Source organism: Pseudomonas sp. B414 (genome assembly GCF_055408445.1).
Genome location: NZ_JBUZTQ010000005.1, coordinates 155160 through 176162 on the forward strand (window position 1 = coordinate 155160; position 21003 = coordinate 176162).

General features: G+C 59.7%; 17 protein-coding genes. 4 read left to right on the forward strand and 13 right to left on the reverse strand.

The window, feature by feature from the left end:
• Position 1 precedes the first annotated feature (1 nt).
• Complete coding sequence (locus ACZRMH_RS06675) at positions 2–3067, forward strand: efflux RND transporter permease subunit (protein ID WP_464012735.1); 3066 nt, start codon at positions 2–4, stop codon at positions 3065–3067.
• 53 nt (positions 3068–3120) lie between these two features.
• Here the strand turns inward: ACZRMH_RS06675 and ACZRMH_RS06680 are convergent, their stop codons facing one another.
• From ACZRMH_RS06680 to plsB, 4 genes are all read right to left on the reverse strand, one after another.
• Positions 3121–3810: a DUF4197 domain-containing protein gene (locus tag ACZRMH_RS06680; protein WP_464012736.1), complete on the reverse strand. Its 690-nt coding sequence runs from the start codon at positions 3808–3810 to the stop codon at positions 3121–3123.
• Positions 3811–3825: 15 nt separating this feature from the next.
• On the reverse strand, positions 3826–4224 hold the full coding sequence (locus ACZRMH_RS06685) for a YbaY family lipoprotein (RefSeq protein WP_464012737.1): 399 nt from the start codon (positions 4222–4224) through the stop codon (positions 3826–3828).
• 129 nt (positions 4225–4353) lie between these two features.
• The gene (locus ACZRMH_RS06690; protein ID WP_464012738.1) at positions 4354–4617 is read right to left on the reverse strand and encodes a hypothetical protein; all 264 of its coding nucleotides are present in this window, start codon (positions 4615–4617) and stop codon (positions 4354–4356) included.
• 124 nt (positions 4618–4741) lie between these two features.
• Positions 4742–7240 carry a glycerol-3-phosphate 1-O-acyltransferase PlsB gene (gene plsB, locus ACZRMH_RS06695; RefSeq protein WP_464012739.1) on the reverse strand — a complete coding sequence of 833 codons (2499 nt, stop codon included), beginning with the start codon at positions 7238–7240 and terminating at the stop codon, positions 4742–4744.
• A gap of 231 nt (positions 7241–7471) precedes the next feature.
• Here plsB and ACZRMH_RS06700 point away from each other — a divergent pair, with 231 nt between their 5' ends.
• Entirely contained in the window at positions 7472–7681 is a 210-nt protein-coding gene (locus tag ACZRMH_RS06700; RefSeq protein WP_016781967.1) for a cold-shock protein, read from the forward strand.
• Positions 7682–7802: 121 nt separating this feature from the next.
• Here ACZRMH_RS06700 and ACZRMH_RS06705 read toward each other — a convergent pair whose 3' ends face one another.
• The 4 genes from ACZRMH_RS06705 to ACZRMH_RS06720 form a co-directional block, all read right to left on the reverse strand.
• Entirely contained in the window at positions 7803–8180 is a 378-nt protein-coding gene (locus ACZRMH_RS06705; protein ID WP_464012740.1) for a hypothetical protein, read from the reverse strand.
• An 80-nt stretch (positions 8181–8260) separates the two neighbouring features.
• Positions 8261–9070, reverse strand: coding sequence for a putative RNA methyltransferase (locus tag ACZRMH_RS06710; protein ID WP_464012741.1), 810 nt, complete (start codon positions 9068–9070; stop codon positions 8261–8263).
• Positions 9070–10221: a succinyl-diaminopimelate desuccinylase gene (dapE, locus tag ACZRMH_RS06715; protein ID WP_464012742.1), complete on the reverse strand. Its 1152-nt coding sequence runs from the start codon at positions 10219–10221 to the stop codon at positions 9070–9072. Before dapE ends, ACZRMH_RS06710 begins: the two co-directional genes overlap by 1 nt.
• Before the next feature lie 95 nt (positions 10222–10316).
• Positions 10317–12908 (reverse strand): glycosyltransferase, encoded by a 2592-nt coding sequence (locus tag ACZRMH_RS06720; protein WP_464012743.1) that lies wholly within the window; start codon positions 12906–12908, stop codon positions 10317–10319.
• Between the two features lie 276 nt (positions 12909–13184).
• On the opposite strand from ACZRMH_RS06720, the gene tcdA reads away from it, so the two are divergent.
• Positions 13185–14003 (forward strand): tRNA cyclic N6-threonylcarbamoyladenosine(37) synthase TcdA, encoded by an 819-nt coding sequence (gene tcdA, locus ACZRMH_RS06725; RefSeq protein WP_464012744.1) that lies wholly within the window; start codon positions 13185–13187, stop codon positions 14001–14003.
• Between the two features lie 677 nt (positions 14004–14680).
• On the opposite strand, the gene ACZRMH_RS06730 is transcribed toward tcdA, so the two are convergent.
• Genes ACZRMH_RS06730 through ACZRMH_RS06745 form a run of 4 tightly spaced genes read right to left on the reverse strand, consistent with a single transcriptional unit; the run spans position 14681 to position 17782 of the window.
• Positions 14681–15088 carry a SufE family protein gene (locus tag ACZRMH_RS06730; RefSeq protein WP_464012745.1) on the reverse strand — a complete coding sequence of 136 codons (408 nt, stop codon included), beginning with the start codon at positions 15086–15088 and terminating at the stop codon, positions 14681–14683.
• On the reverse strand, positions 15085–16290 hold the full coding sequence (locus ACZRMH_RS06735) for an aminotransferase class V-fold PLP-dependent enzyme (protein ID WP_464012746.1): 1206 nt from the start codon (positions 16288–16290) through the stop codon (positions 15085–15087). The genes ACZRMH_RS06730 and ACZRMH_RS06735 overlap by 4 nt, the downstream gene beginning before the upstream one ends.
• Before the next feature lie 59 nt (positions 16291–16349).
• Positions 16350–17384: a 2,3,4,5-tetrahydropyridine-2,6-dicarboxylate N-succinyltransferase gene (gene dapD, locus ACZRMH_RS06740; RefSeq protein WP_464012747.1), complete on the reverse strand. Its 1035-nt coding sequence runs from the start codon at positions 17382–17384 to the stop codon at positions 16350–16352.
• Between the two features lie 35 nt (positions 17385–17419).
• The gene (locus tag ACZRMH_RS06745) at positions 17420–17782 is read right to left on the reverse strand and encodes an ArsC family reductase (RefSeq protein ID WP_464012748.1); all 363 of its coding nucleotides are present in this window, start codon (positions 17780–17782) and stop codon (positions 17420–17422) included.
• Positions 17783–18011: 229 nt separating this feature from the next.
• Between ACZRMH_RS06745 and ACZRMH_RS06750 the strand changes: the two genes are divergently transcribed.
• The gene (locus tag ACZRMH_RS06750) at positions 18012–19658 is read left to right on the forward strand and encodes a Na+/H+ antiporter (RefSeq protein ID WP_464012749.1); all 1647 of its coding nucleotides are present in this window, start codon (positions 18012–18014) and stop codon (positions 19656–19658) included.
• A 135-nt stretch (positions 19659–19793) separates the two neighbouring features.
• Here ACZRMH_RS06750 and dapC read toward each other — a convergent pair whose 3' ends face one another.
• Positions 19794–20993, reverse strand: coding sequence for a succinyldiaminopimelate transaminase (dapC, locus tag ACZRMH_RS06755; protein WP_464012750.1), 1200 nt, complete (start codon positions 20991–20993; stop codon positions 19794–19796).
• Positions 20994–21003 lie beyond the last annotated feature (10 nt).

Here is a 21003-nt window from a genome sequence, read left to right on the forward strand (position 1 = left end):
CATGGGTTTCAACCTTTCCGCATGGGCATTGCGCAATCGCCAGATCGTCCTGTTCCTGATGCTGTTGCTGGCAATCGTTGGCGGGCTTTCCTACACCAAATTAGGGCAAAGCGAAGACCCGCCCTTTACCTTCAAAGCTATGGTGATTCGTACCCTGTGGCCGGGCGCCACGGCGGAGGAAGTCTCGCGCCAGGTTACCGAGCGTATCGAAAAGAAGTTGATGGAAACCGGTGAATACGAGCGCATTGTCTCGTTCTCGCGCCCCGGCGAATCGCAAGTAACCTTTATGGCCCGCGACTCGATGCATTCCAACCAGATCCCCGAGTTGTGGTATCAGGTTCGCAAAAAGATCAGTGATATCCGCTACACCTTGCCGCCGGATGTGCAGGGGCCGTTTTTCAACGATGAGTTCGGTACCACTTTCGGCAATATCTACAGCCTGAGTGGGCAAGGTTACGACTACGCAGTGCTCAAGGACTACGCCGACCGCATCCAGATCCAGCTGCAACGGGTCAAGGATGTCGGCAAGGTCGAGTTGCTGGGGCTGCAGGACGAAAAAATCTGGATTGAGCTGTCCAATCTCAAGCTCGCCACCCTGGGCCTGCCGCTGGCAGCGGTGCAAAAAGCCCTTGAAGAGCAAAACGCAGTGTCGACGGCGGGCTTCTTTGAAACCCCGACCGAGCGCGTGCAATTGCGCGTCAGCGGTAACTTCAAAACGGTCGAAGAGATAGAGCGCTTCCCCATTCGCGTCGGCGAACGCACCTTGCGCATCAGCGATGTGGCGGATGTGCGTCGCGGCTTTAATGACCCGCCAGCGCCGCGTATGCGCTTTATGGGCCAGGATGCGATTGGCCTGGCCGTGGCGATGAAGGATGGCGGCGATATTCTGGTCCTGGGCAAGGCGCTGGATACCGAGTTTGAGCGGATCCAGAGAAACCTGCCAGCCGGGATGCAATTGGGCAAAGTATCCGACCAGCCAGCGGCGGTGAAGACCAGCGTCGGTGAGTTCGTCCAGGTACTGGTGGAAGCGCTGGTTATCGTGCTGCTGGTGAGCTTCTTTTCGCTGGGTGTGCGCACCGGCATGGTGGTGGCACTGACCATCCCGCTGGTGCTGGCAATGACCTTTGCCGCCATGCATTACTTCGGTATCGGCCTGCACAAGATCTCACTGGGGGCCTTGGTGCTGGCGCTTGGCCTGTTGGTGGATGACGCGATCATCGCCGTGGAAATGATGGCAATCAAAATGGAGCAGGGCTACGACCGGCTCAAGGCCGCGAGCTTTGCCTGGACCAGCACCGCGTTCCCGATGCTCACCGGTACACTGATTACTGCCGCAGGCTTTTTACCGATTGCCATGGCGCAGTCGAGCACCGGTGAATACACCCGCTCGATATTCCAGGTAGTGACCATTGCCCTGCTGGCGTCGTGGGTGGCAGCGGTGGTGTTTGTGCCGTATCTGGGCGCGCTGTTGTTGCCGGACCTGGCGAAGATTCATGCGGCCAGGCATGGCACTGGGGCTGGCGTACCTGACCCGTACGCTACACCGTTTTATCAGCGGGTTCGACGGCTGGTGGAGTGGTGTGTAACCCGGCGCAAAACCGTAATTGCCCTGACTGCGTTGATCTTTATGGGCTCGGTGGTGCTGTTCAAGTTTGTTCCGCAGCAGTTCTTCCCGGCCTCCAGCCGCCTGGAACTGATGGTGGATATGAAACTGGCCGAAGGCGCTTCGTTGAGCAACACCACCGATCAGGTCAAACAGCTCGAAGCACTGCTCAAGGATCACCCGGGCATCGAGAACTATGTGGCTTACGCTGGCACCGGTTCGCCACGCTTTTACTTGCCACTGGATCAGCAATTGCCAGCGGCCAGCTTTGCCCAGTTTGTGGTGCTGGCCAAGACTATCGAGGATCGTGAAAACCTGCGCTCCTGGTTGATCGACACCCTCAACGAGCAGTTCCCGACGATACGTTCACGGGTAACGCGCCTGGAAAACGGTCCGCCTGTGGGCTATCCGGTGCAGTTCCGGGTCACCGGCGAGCATATCGAAGAGGTGCGGGCGCTGGCGCGCAAGGTGGCGGCCAAGGTTCGCGATAACCCCCATGTGGTCAATGTGCACCTGGACTGGGAAGAACCGAGCAAGGTGGTGTACCTCAATATTGATCAGGACCGGGCACGGGCCCTGGGTGTGAGCACGGCCAACCTGTCGCGCTTTTTGCAAAGCACGCTGCTGGGCTCCACGGTCAGCCAGTACCGCGAAGACAACGAGTTGATCGAGATTCTGTTGCGCGGTACGCCTCAGGAACGCACCGAGCTGTCGTTGCTGCCGAGCCTGGCGGTGCCGACCGACAATGGCCAGAGCGTGGCACTGTCGCAAATTGCGACCCTGGAATATGGCTTTGAAGAAGGCATTATCTGGCACCGCAACCGTCTGCCGAACGTGACCGTGCGAGCCGATATTTATGGCAAGGAGCAACCGGCCACTTTGGTCCAGCAGATCCTGCCGACCCTGGAAGACGTGCGTGCCGAACTGCCTGATGGTTATTTGCTGGAAGTGGGCGGTACTGTTGAGGACTCCACCCGGGGGCAGGATTCGGTAAAAGCCGGTGTACCGCTGTTTATCGTGGTGGTGCTGACCTTGCTGATGGTGCAGTTGCGCAGCTTCTCGCGCATGGTGATGGTGTTTCTGACCGCGCCATTGGGCCTGATCGGGGTGACGCTGTTCCTGCTGCTGTTTGGCAAGCCATTTGGTTTTGTGGCGATGCTGGGCACCATTGCGTTGTCGGGGATGATCATGCGCAACTCGGTGATCCTGGTGGATCAGATCGAGCAGGACAAGGCCGCGGGGCTGGACCCTTGGCATGCGATTATTGAAGCGACAGTGCGGCGATTCCGCCCGATTGTACTGACCGCCCTGGCGGCGGTGCTGGCGATGATTCCGTTGTCACGCAGCGTGTTCTTCGGGCCTATGGCAGTGGCTATTATGGGCGGGCTGATCGTGGCTACAGTGCTGACCTTGCTGTTTTTGCCAGCACTGTATGCGGCGTGGTTCAAGGTGAAGAAGGTCTAGGAGCAAGAGCTCACAGCCCACTCCCTGCGGGAGAGGGCTAGTGAGGGTTGCTCTTAAAGCGCCCCAAACACCTTCTTGGCCAAACTGGTCGCTGCTGCCGCCGGGTTCTGGCGGATGGTTTCTTCCTGTTTGCCGATCATTTCGAACAGGCCATCGAGCGCCTTTTCAGTGACATAACTCTCGATATTGGCGCTTTTGGCGTCCACCACACCAAAGCTGGCCGCTTGCCCGGCGAATGCGTTGTACTGCTGGGCCAGGCCTACCTTGTCTGTCGACGCCTTGACGATTGGCAGGAACTTGGCGCGGATCTGTGCGCGGCTGCTTTTGTCCAGGTATTGGGTGGCCGAATCCTGACCACCGCTCAAGATGCCCTTGGCATCCGCCACGGTCATTTTTTTCACCGCATCGACCAGCAAGGCCTGGGCCTGTGGCACGGCCGCTTCTGCGGCTTTGTTCATGCTGGTTTCAAGCTGGTCGACCTGGGTGCCCATGCCGAATTGCTTCATCTTTTTCGCGACTTTGCCCAGGTTGCCCGGCAACTCGATCTTGACCTCGGGGTTGTTGCTGAAACCACCCGGGGTGCCCAGTTGCTTGACGGCAATTTGCGCACCTTGGGTCAGGGCGTCTTTAAGGCCGCCCGTAGCGTCGCCTTGCGACAGGTCGCTCAGCGATACCGCCAGGGCATTGGCCGAAATCAGCAGGCCTGCGCACAGGCCTGCGAAGCGTAGAGAAGGACGCAGCATGGGGTAACTCCTTGATTAGCGAACCTGATCCACACGCAGGCGGATCGGTTGCTGGGTTTTTGCATTCAGATCGACGCTGTTGCGCTCAGTGCTGATAAACAGCAGCTGGCCGTTCTCTTCGATCCGCGCACTCACCGCGTAGGTATGGCCGGGCTTGACCTGCGCCGGGTCATAGGTCAGGTGAAACGGCAGCGGCACCTGGCCCTTGATCGGGCCGCTTTGCTTGGCAAGGGTCACCGCTGGAGCGTCGGCCAGGGAAACGTCTTGCAAGCTTACTTCCAGTGTAGCGGTAGGCGGCAGGGCGATACGTTGCAGGTAAAACACTTCACCGTCGAGGGACGCTTGCGGGGTGGAGGTCATCGAGCTACAGGCTCCAAGCAGGGCGGTCAGGCTCAGTAAGAGGACCTTTTTCATGGGGGTAAACTCCGTTTTATTTCCTGGGTGAGACATTTCACACTGGAGAGTGGAAAGGATTCTAGCAATGAAGTTCCCCGTGAAGCGGTAATCCTGTATCAGATAACCTCCTCTGTTTCAGCGCGTTATTCAGTCAGAAGTCACGTCTTGAGGGGCGATAGTCGAGCTATCGAGAACCAGGGTCGGATTGTCGGCACACTCCGGTTTGATGCCGTTGCCACCGGCAATACCACCGTCAGGAGTACTGACCTGCCAAGGGGTGGCATTGCATTCAGGGTGAGTGGCGTTGTCGATGGGCTGCTTGGCGTTGTTGCCGCCGTGAGTGCTGTCATCGGCCTGTTTGACTTGCCAGGGAGTGCCAGGATTGTTGGTTGTTTCGTTGTCTTGGATCATTTTCAGACTTCCTTATCGATTGACTTGCGTTGAATGTGTGCCGAAAAGTTCGGCACACATTCAAGGCTAGTTGCAGATGGAAGGGCTGAAATTGATCGAGAGGTTTCGCCAGTACTTTGCAGGTTTATCCGACGACCTCGGTCGTATCGGCTGCATCTTCACTGCGATGCAGCGCCACTTGACGAATTGACAGGCGAATTTCCGCAGGCAGCACGCGTTTGGCTGCTCCCTCGGCCAATTCACCGAGCAGTTCGTGGTAGCTCAGCTTGCCATTGGCGTCGCGGCGCAGTACGTCTTCTTCGAGCAAGGTCTGGATAAAGTGACGGAACAGGCTCTTGTCGAAGAATTCCGGGGCGTTGAGCCCATGCAGGATCGACAGGCGCTGGGCCATCATGGTGCACAGGTCTTCCAATTCCTCGGCGCTCAGGGTGTTCTGGCCGCTGTTAAGCAGCAAGGAGATGGCCATATAGAAGCGTTGCAGGGTTTGCGCAATGCTTTTGGACAGCAGTGTCAGCAATACAAAGTGTCTCGAACTTGGCGCAGGGCGCAGGTACACGCCTTTTTCGAAGCGTAACAAACCTTGCTCGACAAAGGCTTCCAGCCATTGGTCAACCACGCCGTCGAGCTCTTCCTCAGACCAGCGGATAAACAGCTCCGATTGCAGGTATGGATACAGCGCATGGGTGTAGCGCAGGATCTGTTCGCGGCTCATGCGCGACGTGCTCTGGAAGAAGCTGGCCAGCAACGACGGCAAGGCAAAGATATGCATCACGTTGTTGCGGTAATAGGTCATCAGAACCGCGTTTTGCTCATCCAGATAGAGGATCTTGCCCAGCGCATCGCTTTGCTCGGCCAGCAGGTTCATGTCCTTGACATGCTTGATCAGTGCCGGGCCGTCGCCTTCGGGCAAGGTGGTGTATGGCGAGTAAGGCACACGGCGCAGCAGGGCCAGATACAGATCCAGCACCCGGGCCATGGCTTTTTCGTCCAGGGCCAGGCGGGTAGTGGACAGCAAGGCCAGCGCCACCAGGTTTACCGGGTTGATGGCTGCAGCTTCATTCAGATGGCGGGCAACTTTATCGCCCAGACGGTTGGTGGTCTGGCTCAGCCATTCAGGGCGGTAGGACGGTGCAAGCTCCTGCTGGCGCCAGCCCGGCTGCTCCTGCTCAAGAAATTCGGCCAGTTTGATCGGCTCGCCGAAGTTGACCGCGACCTGACCGAACTTCTGCTTTTTAAGGGCGCCGATCACTTTGAAAATATCGAAAATCGATTCTTTTTTCTTGCTCGCACCGCGTAACTCGCCCAGGTAGGTACGGCCTTCGAGTACGCGCTCGTAGCCGATGTAGACCGGTACAAACACGATCGGCGTGCGCGATGAGCGCAAGAAGCTGCGCACGGTGATGGCCAGCATCCCGGTTTTCGGTTGCAGCATGCGCCCGGTGCGCGAACGGCCGCCTTCGACGAAGTACTCCACCGGGAATCCCTTGGTGAACAGGGTGTGCATATATTCGTTGAACACCGAGGTGTACAGCGGGTTGCCCTTGAAGGTGCGGCGCATGAAAAACGCCCCGCCACGCCGTAGCAGCGGGCCCAGTACTGGCATGTTGAGGTTGATACCGGCAGCAATGTGCGGCGGGGTCAGGCCGTTACGGAACAGCAGATAGGACAGCAACAGGTAATCGATATGGCTGCGGTGGCACGGTACGTAAATGATTTCGTGACCTTGGGCGACCTTCTGCACGCTCTCGATCTGGTTGACCTTGACCCCGTCGTAGATCTTGTTCCAGAACCAACTCAGCAGCACTTCAAAAAAGCGGATTGCGGTATAGGTGTAGTCCGAGGCGATTTCATTGGCGTAGCGCAGCGCCAGGGCACGGGCCTTGTCCGGTGAAATATTCTCGCGCTCGGCTTCATCGAGGATCGCCTGACGCACGGAAGGCTCGTTGACCAGACCCTTGACCAGCGTGCGCCGGTGCGACAGGTCGGGGCCGATGGTGGAGATTTTCAGGTTGCGAAAGTGCACGCGCAAAATGCGCTGGGCCATGCGCACGGTGCGTTCGTGGCCCTTGTTGAGATCGACCAGCTCTCGCATATGGATAGGGGCGGAGAACTGCACGCGGGTTTTGCGACCCAGAATCAGGATCCGCAGCATACGGCGCAAGCGCCCGGTCACGGCCCAGCTGTCGGCAAACAGCAGCTTCCAGGGGCTGGATTCGCTGTCGGGGGACTGGCCCCAGAACACGCTGACCGGAATGATTTGCGCATCCTCGCCCGGGTGCCGGGTCAGGCCGTCGACCAGCCGGGTCAGTACCGGCGGCGCACCGCGCTTGTCCTGACGGCCCAGCCAGTCCGGCTCGGGGGTCAGGTAGAAGAAGGCGGCAGGCTCGACCATCTCGCCCACGGCAACCGGCAGCACCGGGCGCGGCAGACCGGCCTTCGAGCATTCGGCGTCGACCACGGCCAGTTCGGTCAGCGAGGGCGACTGCAATACATAGAACACCGGTCGGCTGCGATCCAGGTTCAGGGTGAGGGACGACTGATTGATCGTCTCCGAGCGCACCCACAGGTACAGCAAGCGACGCAGGGCGCCAAATACAAGGCGACGAAATGGGGAGGGGGTCATACGGCTTCTGCGTTGGTGGATTAAAAAATCGTCGGCTAGTGTGCCGTATCTCCTGAAAATCGGCAAAAAAGCGGCGAAGTAATATTGATTGAGTGTTTTTTTACCTGACTTATACTCGAGGGTCTTTCGCGATGCTGCGTAAGACAAAATGTTCAAGAGTCAGGTTCAAACAATAGTTCTCACAGGGCCATATAACGAGCCCGATCAATAATAAAAAGGGGGGAAGGTTCCATGACTACACGTGTAACGGGCAATGTTAAGTGGTTCAACGATGCCAAGGGCTACGGCTTTATTCAGTGTGAAAACGGGGCTGATGTGTTTGTGCATTACCGCGCCATTCGCGGTGAAGGCCATCGCAGCCTGGCTGAAGGCCAGCAGGTCGAATACACCCAGGTCACAGGCGCCAAGGGCCTGCAGGCCGAGGATGTCGTGGGGTTGTAGCGCACTCATTGCCTCCCTTCCCTGTGGGAGCGGGCTTGCTCGCGATTCGGGCGCCGCGGTGCTTCAGGCAAACCGGGTTGATGCAATCGCGAGCAAGCCCATTCCCACAAAGGGGGGCAACTCAGGAACCGGTTTTCCAGGTGATTTCTTCCTGGCCGTCTTCGCTGATGCGGATCCAGCGGTCGGCATCCGCCTCACCCTGCTCTTCGACCCAGCTACCCGGTGCGCAACGCACTTCGATGTTCAGTGCCGCAAAAGCCGCCTTGGCGCAGGCAATGTCGTCTTCCCACGGTGTCTGGTCACTGTCCAGGTACAGGCTGTTCCATTTGCCCACGGCCTTTGGCATCCAGGTCACGGGTACGTTGCCGGCCATGCACTTCCAAGTTTCGCCTTTCTTTTTCCACTCGGTGCACGGCCCCAGCACTTCGGCCAGCCAGGCTTCGACGTCTTTGTAAGTGATCGCTTCTTTCAGGTAAATCTCGATATCGGGTTGGCGCATGGATGTCCTCACTGCGTGTCTGAAAAATCCATTCGCGGATTAGTCGGGCCAAGGGCATGTGCCCTTGGCCGTAAAGTGGGTTATTGAAGTACGAAGTAATCGTAGCGCATCGACACGGTCACCACTAAAGGCTCGGGGTGCTCGATGACCTGGGCCCGACGCTCGGCACTGGCACGCCAGCCATGGGGGGTCATGGCCAGCAGGTTGGCACGGTCCTGGGGTTCGCTCAGGCTGAGGGTGAACTCCAGTGTTTCGCTGTGTTGCAGCTGCATGCCTTCAGGCACCAGTGCCAAGTGCTTGTCGTCGGCATAGTCACGTACTTCGTCGTACAGGCGTTCGCGCAATTCCATCAAATGCCCGCGGGTCGGGCCTACACGCATCAGACCGCCACCGGGGGTGAGCAGGCGCTTGGCTTCGAGCCAGTCCAGCGGGCTGAACACGCTGGTCAGGAACTGGCAGCTGGCGTCTGCCAGTGGTACGCGGGCCATGCTGGCGATCAACCAGGTCAGTTGCGGGCTGCGTTTACAGGCGCGCTTGACCGCTTCGCGGGAGATATCCAGCGCGTAGCCATCGGCGTTGGGCAGCGCGTCGGCGATTTGCGCGGTGTAGTAACCCTCGCCACAGCCGATGTCCAGCCAGCGTTGCGGTGCGCGCTCGGCGGCCAGTTCGGCCAGACGCTTGGCCACAGGGGCGTAATGCCCGGCGTTAAGAAAATCGCGGCGGGCTTCAACCATGGCCTGGTTGTCGCCAGGGTCACGGCTGTTCTTGTGTTGCACCGGCAGCAGGTTCAGGTAGCCCTGGCGGGCACGGTCAAAGCGATGGCCGGCCGGGCACACCACACCATTGTCCAGCGCATTGAGCGGCTCGGAGCAGATCGGGCAGGCGAGCATCAGGCGAGCAACTTGATCAGGGTCTGGTAATAGATTTCGGTCAGCACATCAAGATCGCTGGCCAGAACCCGTTCATTGACCTGGTGGATGGTCGCGTTGACCGGGCCCAGTTCCACCACTTGCGTGCCCAGGGTGGCGATAAAGCGCCCGTCGGACGTGCCGCCGCTGGTGGAAGCCTTGGTTTCGCGTCCAGTTACCTGCTTGATGCTCGACGATACGGCATCCAGCAGGGCACCCGGCTCGGTCAGAAACGGCAGGCCAGACAGTGCCCAGTCGATATGCCAGTCCAGGCCGTGCTTGTCGAGAATGTCCGCCACGCGCTTTTGCAGGCCTTCAACAGTGGATTCGGTGGAGAAACGGAAGTTGAACACCGCCACCAGATCACCGGGGATCACGTTGGTCGCGCCAGTACCGGAATTGAGGTTGGAAATCTGGAAGCTGGTCGGCGGGAAAAAGGCATTGCCGTTGTCCCAATGCTCGGTGGCCAGTTCAGTCAGCGCCGGTACGGCCAGATGAATCGGATTTTTTGCCAGGTGCGGATAGGCCACATGGCCCTGCACGCCGCGAACGGTGAGCTTGGCGCCCAGGGAGCCGCGACGGCCGTTCTTGACCACATCACCCACCAGTGAGGTGCTCGACGGCTCGCCTACGATGCACCAGTCGAGGCGCTCGTTGCGTGCGGCAAAACGCTCGATCACGGCCTTGGTGCCGTGATGGGCCGGGCCTTCTTCGTCACTGGTGATCAGAAACGCGACCTTGCCCTTGTGGTCCGGGTAATCAGCGACAAAGCGCTCGGCGGCTACCAGCATGGCGGCCAGGCTGCCTTTCATATCGGCCGCGCCACGGCCGCAGAGCATGCCGTGCTCATCGATCAGCGCATCGAACGGGTCGTTCTGCCAGGCCTGCACCGGGCCGGTCGGCACCACGTCAGTGTGGCCGGCGAAGCACAGTACCGGGCCATCGTGTTTACCGTGGGTGGCCCAGAAGTTGTCGACGTCTTCGATGCGCATCGGCTCAAGCATAAAGCCGGCATCGCCCAGGCGCTGCATCATCAGCTTCTGGCAATCGGCGTCGATCGGCGTCACGGAAGGGCGACGGATCAGATCGCAGGCGAGTTGCAGGGTCGGCGAAAGGTCGGCGTGGGCCGTCATGGTAGGGACTCCGAAGCGGGACACAAGGCACAAAAGGGCGGATATCTTAAAGCAAAACGGCGGCCAGAGGCCGCCGTTTAGTGGTTGCAGTCAATTTATGCAGCCGGTTGCTCTTGTGCTTCTTCGACCGGTTTGGGCAGCGAAGACATAAAGGCCATGATCAGCGCCGCCAGATACGGCAACGATTGCACCAGCAGCATCACCACCCAGAAACGCATGTCGTTGCTCGGCAGGCCTTGTACGAAGAAGATCCCCAGTGCCGCGCCCCAGAGCAGCAACATGATAAACACCTCTTCGCGGGCTTCCGAGAGAGCGACCCAAAAGCCGTGGTTATCGGCGTTTTTAGGCGTACGGAAAAACGGAATGCTGGTGGTGAAAAATCCGTACAGCACCGCTTTAGCGATGGTGTGGGACAACGCCAGCCCGGCCAGAGCCGCCGCGAATGCGTCCTTGAGGTTGACCCCCATTGCACGGCGGTACAGGAAGATGATCTTGCCCACCTTGAACACAAATAGCGCCAGTGGCGGGATGGCGAAAATCAGCAGCGGCGGATCGACCCGCGTCGGCACGATAATCATCGCCGCCGACCACAACAGGGCGCCCACGGTGAAGAAGATATTCATGCCATCGGCCACCCACGGCAGCCAGCCCGCGAGGAAGTGATAACGCTGGCCACGGGTCAGTTCCGTGTCCTTGCCGCGCAGCAGGCTTGAAGAGTGACGCTTGATAATCTGAATCGCACCATAGGCCCAGCGGAATCGCTGTTTCTTGAAGTCAATAAAGGTATCGGGCATCAGGCCCTTGCCGTAGCTATTGTGGGAATAGGCTGCGGAATAGCCTTTTTCAAACACGCGCAGGCCCAGCTCGGCGTCCTCACAGATACACCAGTCGGCCCAGCCAAGCTCTTCGAGCACGGAGCGTCGGGTCATGGTCATGGTGCCATGCTGGATGATCGCGTCGCGGTCGTTGCGGGTAACCATACCGATATGGAAGAAGCCCTTGTATTCCGAGTAGCAGAGCTTCTTGAATTTGCTTTCGTTCTGGTCGCGGTAGTCCTGGGGCGATTGCACGATGGCGATTTTCGGGTCTGCAAAGTGCGGCACCATATGCTTGAGCCAGTTGCGATCCACGCAGTAATCGGAGTCGATCACCGCAATCACTTCGGCATCCGGCGCGGTGTGCGGGATCAGGTAGTTCAGCGCGCCGCCCTTGAAACCGGCCAGGGGCGCGACGTGGAAGAACTTGAAGCGCGGGCCGAGGCTGGCGCAGTAGTCGCGCACGGGCTCCCAGACGGCCGGGTCCTTGGTGTTGTTGTCGATGATCAACACTTCAAAGTCGGGGTAGTCGAGGTTGGCCAGGGCATCGAGGGTCTGTTTGACCATCTCCGGCGGCTCGTTGTAGCACGGCACATGGATCGAGACTTTCGGACGGTAGGCGTTATCGGCCTCGACCGGTAAAAATTCCCGTCGCCGTTTGCGAACCCATACCGCTTCGGCCAGTTCGTGGGCCTCGGTGAGCAGCACGATAAACACCCCGAGCGCACCCAGACCGAGCAAAAAGCCCACGGTCAGGCTGAACCAGGTGCTGTATTGCTGGCTGTAGTCGTAAGCGATCCACACCAGTACCGAGCCACAGAGGAACGCGGTAAAGGTCAGGAATGTACGCCCACGCTGGCGCAAGGCCGAGCCGTCGATCAGCAGCAGCGCCAGCGACAGCAAGCCCATCACCACCGAGCCGATGGCCAGTACGCGCCATTGCGGGATCGCGACCACCGGGCCTTCAAAGTTGAATTTTTGCTGGCGGGCAGCGTTGTACACGCCCCAGTAGGCGCCCACCGAACCTTCATCGCTGGCCTTCCACGGCTGGTCGAAGGCTTCGATCACAAAGTAGTTGTAGCCGCGACGGTTGAGGGTATTGACCAGCGTACGCAGGTAAATCGCCTGATCAGCCGGGGTGGCATCGGCGCCACCGCGCATGCGGCCATTGCTCGGCCAGCCCACCTCGGAAAGCAGCAGGGGCTTTTTCGGGAACATTTTTTTCAGGTCGCGGGCACGGTCCAGAACGAACTCACCGGCCTTGTCCACCGGGATAAATTCCCAGTACGGCAGGATGTGCGCGGCAATCAGGTCAACGTGCTTGGCCAGTTGTGGGTATTTCTCCCAGATGTGCCATTGCTCGGACGTGGTGACCGGTACCTTGACCGCGGCGCGAACCCGATCCAGCAGCACGATCAGGTCTTCGGGAGTGATTTCTTCGCGGAACAGGGCTTCGTTACCCACCACAACCCGCACCACGCTGCGCGAGTTGTTGGCCAGTTCGATGGCTTTCTGGATTTCGCGCTCGTTGCGCTCCAGGTCCGGGCTGATCCAGATACCGATGGTCACGCGCAAACCGAATTCTTCCGCCAGCGTGGGAATATCACCCAGGGTGCCGTCGACCGAGTAGGTACGGATGTTGTCGGTCAGCTTGCTGATGATCTCCAGGTCGCGACGCATTTCGTCGTCGGTTGGGTACTGGTCTTTCTGCGGGTACTGGCCTTGCTGGAACGGCGAGTACGAGAAGCCGGAGATCTGCTCGGGCCAGTTGGGCGCCGAGACCGGGCGATTGATCAGCGCCCAGAAGCCTGTGAACAGGGCGGCGATGGCTAATACCACCACCAGATTGAGTCCAAATTTACGCGATGACATAACTATTTCGGGTTCCAAAGGGAGTGGAACGAAGGTCGGTCGGCAGGTGCCAAGCGGCGCGCATCCTACACTGAGCTAGGACCCATCGTATAGCTGACGGTATTGGGTCTGGCATTTGGCAGTAGCAGCTGACTTAAGTTCTTTCTTTATTACTTGTAGCTCTTATCTTCATGCTAGGTAAGCTATTAAAGCAGGCTTGGTCGCCTAGCCTGTAGGAAAGATACTCAATGCAATGTAAGCCCCCTATAATGCGCGCCGGTTTTTGGGGTGTTGGTGATGAGTACAGAAGATCCACGTTTTGCCGGTGTAGCCCGGTTATACGGGCTGGAAGGCCTTGAACGACTGAAGGCGGCGCATGTGGCGATCGTCGGTGTGGGCGGTGTCGGGTCGTGGGCGGCGGAAGCGATCGCACGCTGCGGTGTTGGCGAAATTTCGCTGTTTGACCTGGATGACGTTTGCGTCAGCAACAGCAACCGCCAGTTGCACGCCTTGAGCACGACCATTGGTCGGGACAAGGTCGAAGTGATGGCCGAGCGTCTGCGCCAGATCAACCCGGACTGTGTGGTTCACGAAGTGGCGGATTTCGTCACCCGCGAAACCATGGCCGAGTACATCACCCCGAATATTGATTGCGTGATCGACTGCATCGACAGCGTGAATGCCAAGGCGGCGCTGATTGCCTGGTGCAAGCGGCGCAAGATCCAGATCATTACTACTGGTGGTGCGGGCGGGCAGATTGACCCGACGCTGATTCAGGTTTGTGATCTGAACCGCACATTCAACGACCCGCTGGCCTCGAAGGTGCGTTCCACGTTGCGCCGTGATTATGGGTTTTCCCGCACCATGACCCGGCATTACAGCGTGCCATGCGTGTTTTCCACCGAGCAGCTGCGCTATCCCAAGCCGGACGGCAGCATTTGCCTGCAGAAGAGTTTCGTGGGAGATGGGGTGAAGCTGGACTGCGCCGGCGGCTTTGGCGCGGTGATGATGGTTACGGCGACCTTCGGCATGGTGGCAGCCACCAAGGCGGTGGACAAGATTGTGGCAGGGGTAAGACGACCTTCGGAAAAGGTAAAGCCTGCACCACAGCAATAGTCAGCCCGCTCCCACAGCTTGCCCTGCAAGGCTCGGATTTTGTGAGCACTGAAAAACCTGTGTGAGCAGGCTTGCCTGCGATGGCATCCCCGCGGTTTGCCTGACAGACCGCGTCGCTTGAATCGCGGGCAAGCCCGCTCCCACAGCGAACCCTGCAAGGCTGGGATTTTGTGAACACTGAAAAACCTGTGGGAGCAGGCTTGCCTGCGATGGCATCCCCGCGGTTTGCCTGCCAGACCTTGCCGCCTGCATCGCGAGCAAGCCCGCTCCCACAGCGAACCCTGCAAGGCTCGGATTTTGTGAACACTGAAAAACCTGTGGGAGCAGGCTTGCCTGCGATGGCATCACCGCGGTTTGCCTGCCAGACCTTGCCGCCTGCATCGCGAGCAAGCCCGCTCCCACAGCGAACCCTGCAAGGCTGGGATTTTGTGAACACTGAAAAACCTCTGGGAGCAGGCTTGCCTGCGATGGCATCCCCGCGGTTTGCCTGCCAGACCTTGCCGCCTGCATCGCGAGCAAGCCCGCTCCCACAGCGAACCCTGCGGGCTCGGATTTTGTGAGCACTGCAAAATCTGTGGGAGCAGGCTTGCCTGCGATGGCATCCCCGCGGTTTGCTTGCAGACCTTGCCGCCTGCATCGCGAGCAAGCCCGCTTCCACCGGGGGTGGGGTGCCGCTTTTAGCCGAGCGCCAATTCCCGCATCCGCACCAGCACGGCATTCAGCCCGTTGCTGCGCGATGGCGACAACTGCCGGCTCAGCCCCAGTTGCTCAAACCACCCAGGCAAATCGACCTGCTGCAGCTCTTGGGTGGTCAACCCGTTCACCCGCACCAGCAGCAATGCCACCAGCCCGCGAATCAATCGCGCATCGCTGGCAGCAAAAAATTGCCAATGGCCATCGACCTGCTCACCTACCAGCCACATCAGGCTTTCACAGCCATGCACACGGTTTGCTTCGGTTTTGTCGGCCTCGTTCAGCTCCGGCAGGAGCTGGCCCCATTGCATCAGCAGGCGCGCGCGCTGCTCCCAGCCCGAGCAATGGGCAAAGCTGTCGAGCGCAGCCTGGGCGTCAGTGGGCAGGGTCATTGCAGCAACTCCAGGGCCTGATCGAGCGCTTCGAAGAAGTGCTCAATATCTTCGGAATCGTTGTACAACGCCAGCGAAACGCGGATAGCACCGGCCAGCCCCAGGCTTTTCAGCAGCGGCATGGCGCAGTGATGCCCGGCGCGTACGGCAATCCCCTGTTCGGTCAGCAGGTGCGCCAGATCGGCATTGTGCACGCCCTCAACCACAAAGCTGACCAGCGCCAGCTGCGGCGCCCCCAGCAGGCGGATGCCCTGGCGCTGTTGCAAACCCTCGACCAGCAGCGCGTGCAGCGCCGCTTCGTGGGCTTCAACCGCTGCCTGATCAAGGTTGGCCAGATAGTTGAGGGTCGCCCCCAGGGCAATCACGCTGGCAATCGGCGGGGTGCCCGCTTCAAAGCCCAGCGGTGCGGGACGGAAGGTGGCCTGCTGGTAGTCGGCGTCTTGCACCATCTCACCGCCAAACTGCCAATGCCGTAGACGAGCGAGGGCGTCGTGACGGCCAAACAGAACCCCCAGCCCGTCCGGCCCGTAGAGCTTGTGACTGGAAAATACATAAAAATCGCAGCCCAGCGCCTGCACGTCATGCCGACCGTGGACAACTCCCTGAGCGCCATCGATCACGGTCAGCGCACCCTGTGCCTTGGCCAGCGCCAGCAGCTCAGGCAGCGGCTGCCACACGCCGAGCACATTGGACAGCTGGCTGACGGCCAGCAGGCGGGTACGCGCAGTGATCAGTCGTGCGGCGGCAACGAGGTCGATCACGCCATCGCCGTCCAGCGGCAACACCACCAGGGCCAGGCCCTGACGCTGGGCCAGCTGTTGCCACGGCAGCAGGTTGGCGTGGTGCTCCAGGGCGCTGATAACGATCTCATCGCCCGGTTTGAATTGGTGCTCCAGGCCATAGGCCAGAAGGTTCAGTGCCGAGGTGGCACCGTGGGTAAAAACAATTTGCCCGCACTCGCCAGCATTGAGCCATTGCGTCACTTTTTTGCGGGTGTTTTCAAAGGCCTGGGTCGCGTGGGCGCCTGGCAAGTGTTGGGCCCGGTGCACGTTGGCGGCGCCACTGGCGTAGTAATGCGTCAGTGCGTCGAGCAGGGCCTGAGGTTTTTGCGTGGTTGCAGCGTTGTCCAGATAGGTCTGGGCCTGACGTTGCAAGGCGGCGATGGCTGGGAAGTCAGCGCGCCAGGGAGAAGGCAAAAGCATGGTGTCTGGGGCTCTGTTGACGAGACCGGAAACCGGCCCCGTCAGTTGCAGATAAACGCTTAGTTGTGAGCGTGCAGTGCTTCGTTCAGCTCAATGGCCGACTTGTGGGTTTTGCATTCCACTGCGCCATTTACCGAGTTGCGACGGAACAACAGGTCAGGTTGACCCGCCAGTTCACGGGCTTTCACTACTTTGACCAACTGGTTGTTTTCGTCCAGCAGAGCCACTTTGGTGCCCGCCGTCACGTACAGGCCGGACTCGACGGTGTTGCGGTCGCCCAACGGGATACCGATACCGGCGTTGGCGCCGATCAGGCAGCCTTCACCTACCTTGATCACGATATTGCCACCGCCCGACAAGGTGCCCATGGTCGAGCAACCGCCGCCCAGGTCCGAACCCTTGCCAACAAACACGCCAGCCGAAACACGGCCTTCGATCATGCCCGGGCCTTCGGTGCCTGCGTTGAAGTTGACGAAACCTTCGTGCATCACGGTGGTGCCTTCACCCACGTAAGCGCCCAGACGGATACGGGCTGCGTCTGCAATACGCACGCCGGCCGGAACCACGTAGTCGGTCATTTTCGGGAACTTGTCGACCGAGAACACTTCCAGCAGATCGCCACGCAGGCGTGCTTCCAGTTGACGCTCGGCCAGTTCGCTCAGGTCGATGGCGCCCTGGCTGGTCCAGGCCACGTTCGGCAGCAGCGGGAACACACCGGCCAGGTTCAGGCCGTGCGGCTTGACCAGGCGATGTGACAGCAGGTGCAGCTTGAGGTAGGCCTCAGGCGTGGAGGTCAGGGTGGCGTCTTCGCCCAGCAGGGTGGCGACCAGCGGCTTGTGGCTTTCAGCCAGGCGGGTCAGCAGGGCTGCCTGTGCGGCGTCGACCGGTTTAACCGCTTCAGCCATTTGTGCCGCTTGTGCGGTGGTAAAGGTGATTGCCTGATTGCCACCGGTGTAGCCCAGGATCGGCGCGACGGCTGCAATCAATTCGGCCGATGGATTGATCAGGGGTTGTGCGTAGAACACTTCCAGCCATGCGCCTTGACGGTTTTGGGTGCCGACGCCGAAGGCTGCGCTGAACAGGGTAGTAGACATGCAATTACCTCTTACAAAAATAAATGGGCGGTCGCTTACAGAAGGGCCGCCGCATAAAGATCTGGCTTGAAGCCAATCAGGGTTTTGTCACCGAGATCGAGCACCGGGCGCTTGATCATCGAGGGTTGGGCGAGCATCAGTTCAATGGCTTTGGCTTGGTCGAGATCGGCTTTGCGTTCGTCGTCGAGCTTGCGAAAGGTTGTACCAGCGCGGTTGAGCACCACTTGCCAGCCGTGCTCGTTGCACCATTGGGTCAGGTGCTCACGGTCAATGCCGCTGCTTTTGTAGTCATGAAAGTCGTAGCGCACTGCATGTTCATCGAGCCAGGTGCGAGCCTTTTTCATGGTATCGCAGGCCTTGATGCCGAAAAGGTGCAACGTCTTGTTCGAATCGGTCACGGAAATTGCCCCTCCTTTGGAGATGCTGTAAATGAGCAGTCGCGGATTATGCCATGCGCAGCGACCTTGGGCGCGTATGGCAGCAAGCTTGGCAGAGACTTGTGACATGTCGTCGCACTGCTACTTTTGTTCAGGCTCGGCTTTTACGGTTAACGGCTACTATGGAGCGCAATGGGAAATTGTTGCCATTTATTTAGTTTAAAACTGATCGTTCGGGAATTCTGCTGATATGCAAACCGCCTATACCGTCCTCATCCTGCTGATGCTGGTAGGGGTCTCGCGCCTGTTGGGGCGTTTGATTCCCTTGCCTTTGCCGCTGGTGCAGATTGCAGCCGGTGCCGTGCTGGCCTGGCCGACGCTGGGCCTGCATGTGACCTTGAACCCCGAGTTGTTCCTGTTTCTGTTCTTGCCGCCATTGTTGTTCTCGGACGGCTGGCGTATGCCCAAGCGTGAGTTCTGGCGTCTGCGTGGGCCGATTCTGACCCTGGCTGTCGGCCTTGTGCTGTTTACGGTGGTGGGCGCGGGCTACTTTATTCACTGGTTGTTGCCTGCCATTCCCTTGCCAGTGGCATTCGCCCTGGCGGCGGTGTTGTCCCCCACCGATGCGGTGGCAGTATCGGCCATTGCGCAAAACCGTTTGCCGGCGCCCTTGATGCATATGCTGCAGGGCGAGGCGTTAATGAATGATGCCACCGGCCTGGTGACTTTCAAATTCGCTTTGGCAGCTGCCATTACCGGGGTGTTTTCCCTGACCAATGCCAGCATGGCCTTTGTCCTGGTGGCTTGCGGCGGGCTGGCCACCGGTGTGGCCTTGAGCTGGCTGGTCGGGCGCTTGCGTTCGTGGATGATCGCGCGGGGCTGGGACGACCCGGCCACCCATGTGGTGTTTATGTTGCTGCTGCCGTTTGCAGCCTATGTGCTTGCCGAGCGCTTGGGCGTATCGGGGATTCTGTCGGCGGTGGCAGCGGGGATGATGCAGAGCTGGCTGGACCTGTTGCCGCGTCAGACCAGTACCCGTTTGCTCAATCGCAGTGTCTGGTCACTGCTGGAATTTGCCTTTAACGGCCTGATCTTCTTGCTGCTGGGCCTGCAACTGCCGGACATCATCAAGGCGGTGGTCAGCCAGGAAACCACGATCTGGCCGAGCTTGCTGTACCGCTGCCTGGAAGTGGTGGCGATCTTTCTGGTGTTGCTGGCATTGCGCTTTATCTGGGTACAGAGTATCTGGCGCTTGTCCGGCCTGTTGCGCCGCTGGCGCGGCAAGGGTGAGCTGACGCTGGTGCCGACCGCGCGTTCATGCTGGTTGCTGACCTTGGGCGGGGTGCGCGGCGCTGTGACGCTGGCGGGTGTGATGTCGGTGCCGCTGCTGATCAGCGAAGGCCTGGATTTCCCCAGGCGTGAACAGCTTATTTTTATTGCCGCAGGGGTGATTTTGCTGTCTTTGGTGGTGGCCTGTATTGCTTTGCCCATTTTGCTGCGCGGCATTCCCAAAAGCCCGGATGACGCCTTGCGCAAAGAGGTTCGTGAGGCCTGGCGGCGCACGGCCGAGGCGGCGATTCATGCGCTGGAAGCTGAAGAGGTGGTTGCCCCTGATACGCCGCTGGATGCCGCACAAGCCGCATTGGCGGCCGAGTTGAAGGCCAGCATCATGTCCGAGTACCGGCATCAGCTGGAGACCTTCAATGATTCGGCGGAAGCGCAGGCGCAGGCTTCGAAGATGGAGTTGCTGGAAAGCCGCTTGCGTCTCAAGGCCTTGCGGGCACAGCGACTGGAGCTGTACAGCTTGCGTCGGCATCACGAAATCGGCGACGACGCGCTGGGTGAGATTCTCAAGGATCTGGACTTGAGCGAAGCGAATCTGGGGGCGGTGAAGTAAGGCGTTGGCTCCCATCACGTGCGCGACACAAAACTTGTGGGAGCGGGCTCGCTCGCGATGCATGCGACTCGGTATATAGGATGTACCGAGTCGATTCGATCGCGAGCAAGCCCGCTCCCACAGGTGTGTGGGGGGTTAGCGGCGACGCTGGATAAAATCGCGGATCCGCCCGGCGGCCTCTACGCACTCTGCCAGTGGCGCAACCAGTGCCATGCGCACTCGGCCCGCACCCGGGTTGAAACCATCCACTTCGCGCGACAGGTATGAGCCCGGCACCACGGTTACGTGCTCTTCAGCGAACAGGTCGCGGCAGAATTCGGCATCGTCGCCTTCAACCTTTGGCCACAGGTAAAAACCGCCATCCGGGCGCTGTACGTCCAGTACCGGAGCGAGAATCTCCAGCACCGCATCAAACTTCTCGCGATACAGGTCACGGTTGGTGCGCACGTGGGCTTCGTCGTTCCAGGCGGCAATGCTGGCCAGCTGGGTTTGCACCGGCATGGCGCAACCGTGGTAGGTGCGATACAGCAAAAATGCCTTGAGAATCTCGGCATCGCCCGCCACGAAACCCGAACGCAGGCCCGGCAGGTTCGAGCGCTTGGACAGGCTGTGGAACACCACGCAACGCTTGAAATCTTCGCGGCCCAATGCCACGCAAGCGCTAAGCAGGCCGACCGGCGGCGTTTGCTCGTCGAAGTACAACTCGCTGTAGCACTCGTCTGCGGCAATCACGAAGTCGTATTCATCCGCCAGGGCGATGAGCTTTTTCAGGGTATCAAGCGGGATCAGTGCGCCGGTCGGGTTGCCCGGTGAACACAGGAACAGGATCTGGCAGCGCTTCCAGATATCGGGCGTAACCGCGTCGAAATCCGGGTTGAAACCATGTTCGGCCAGGCACGGCAGGTAATGCGGCTGGGCCCCGGCCAAAAAGGCTGCACCCTCGTAGATCTGGTAGAACGGGTTCGGGCTGACTACAAGGGCGTCTTCGCCACGGTTAACCACGGTCTGGGTGAAGGCAAACAACGCTTCACGGGTACCGTTGACCGGCAGAATATTGCGCGCCGGATCCAACCAGCCTTTTGCCACGTTGAAGCGGCGCTCGGCCCAGCCGGCGATGGCTTCCCGCAGCGCCGGGATGCCCAGAGTGGTCGGGTACACGGCCATCTGGTCGAGGTTGTCGGCCAGAGCCTTGGCCACGAAGTCCGGCGAGCGGTGTTTCGGTTCGCCAATCGACAGCGCAATCGGGCGCTTGTCGGCATTGGGCTGGACGCTGCCAAGCAGGGCGCGCAGTTTTTCGAACGGGTAGGGCTGCAGCTGGTTCAAAGCGTTGTTCATGGGGTACGGG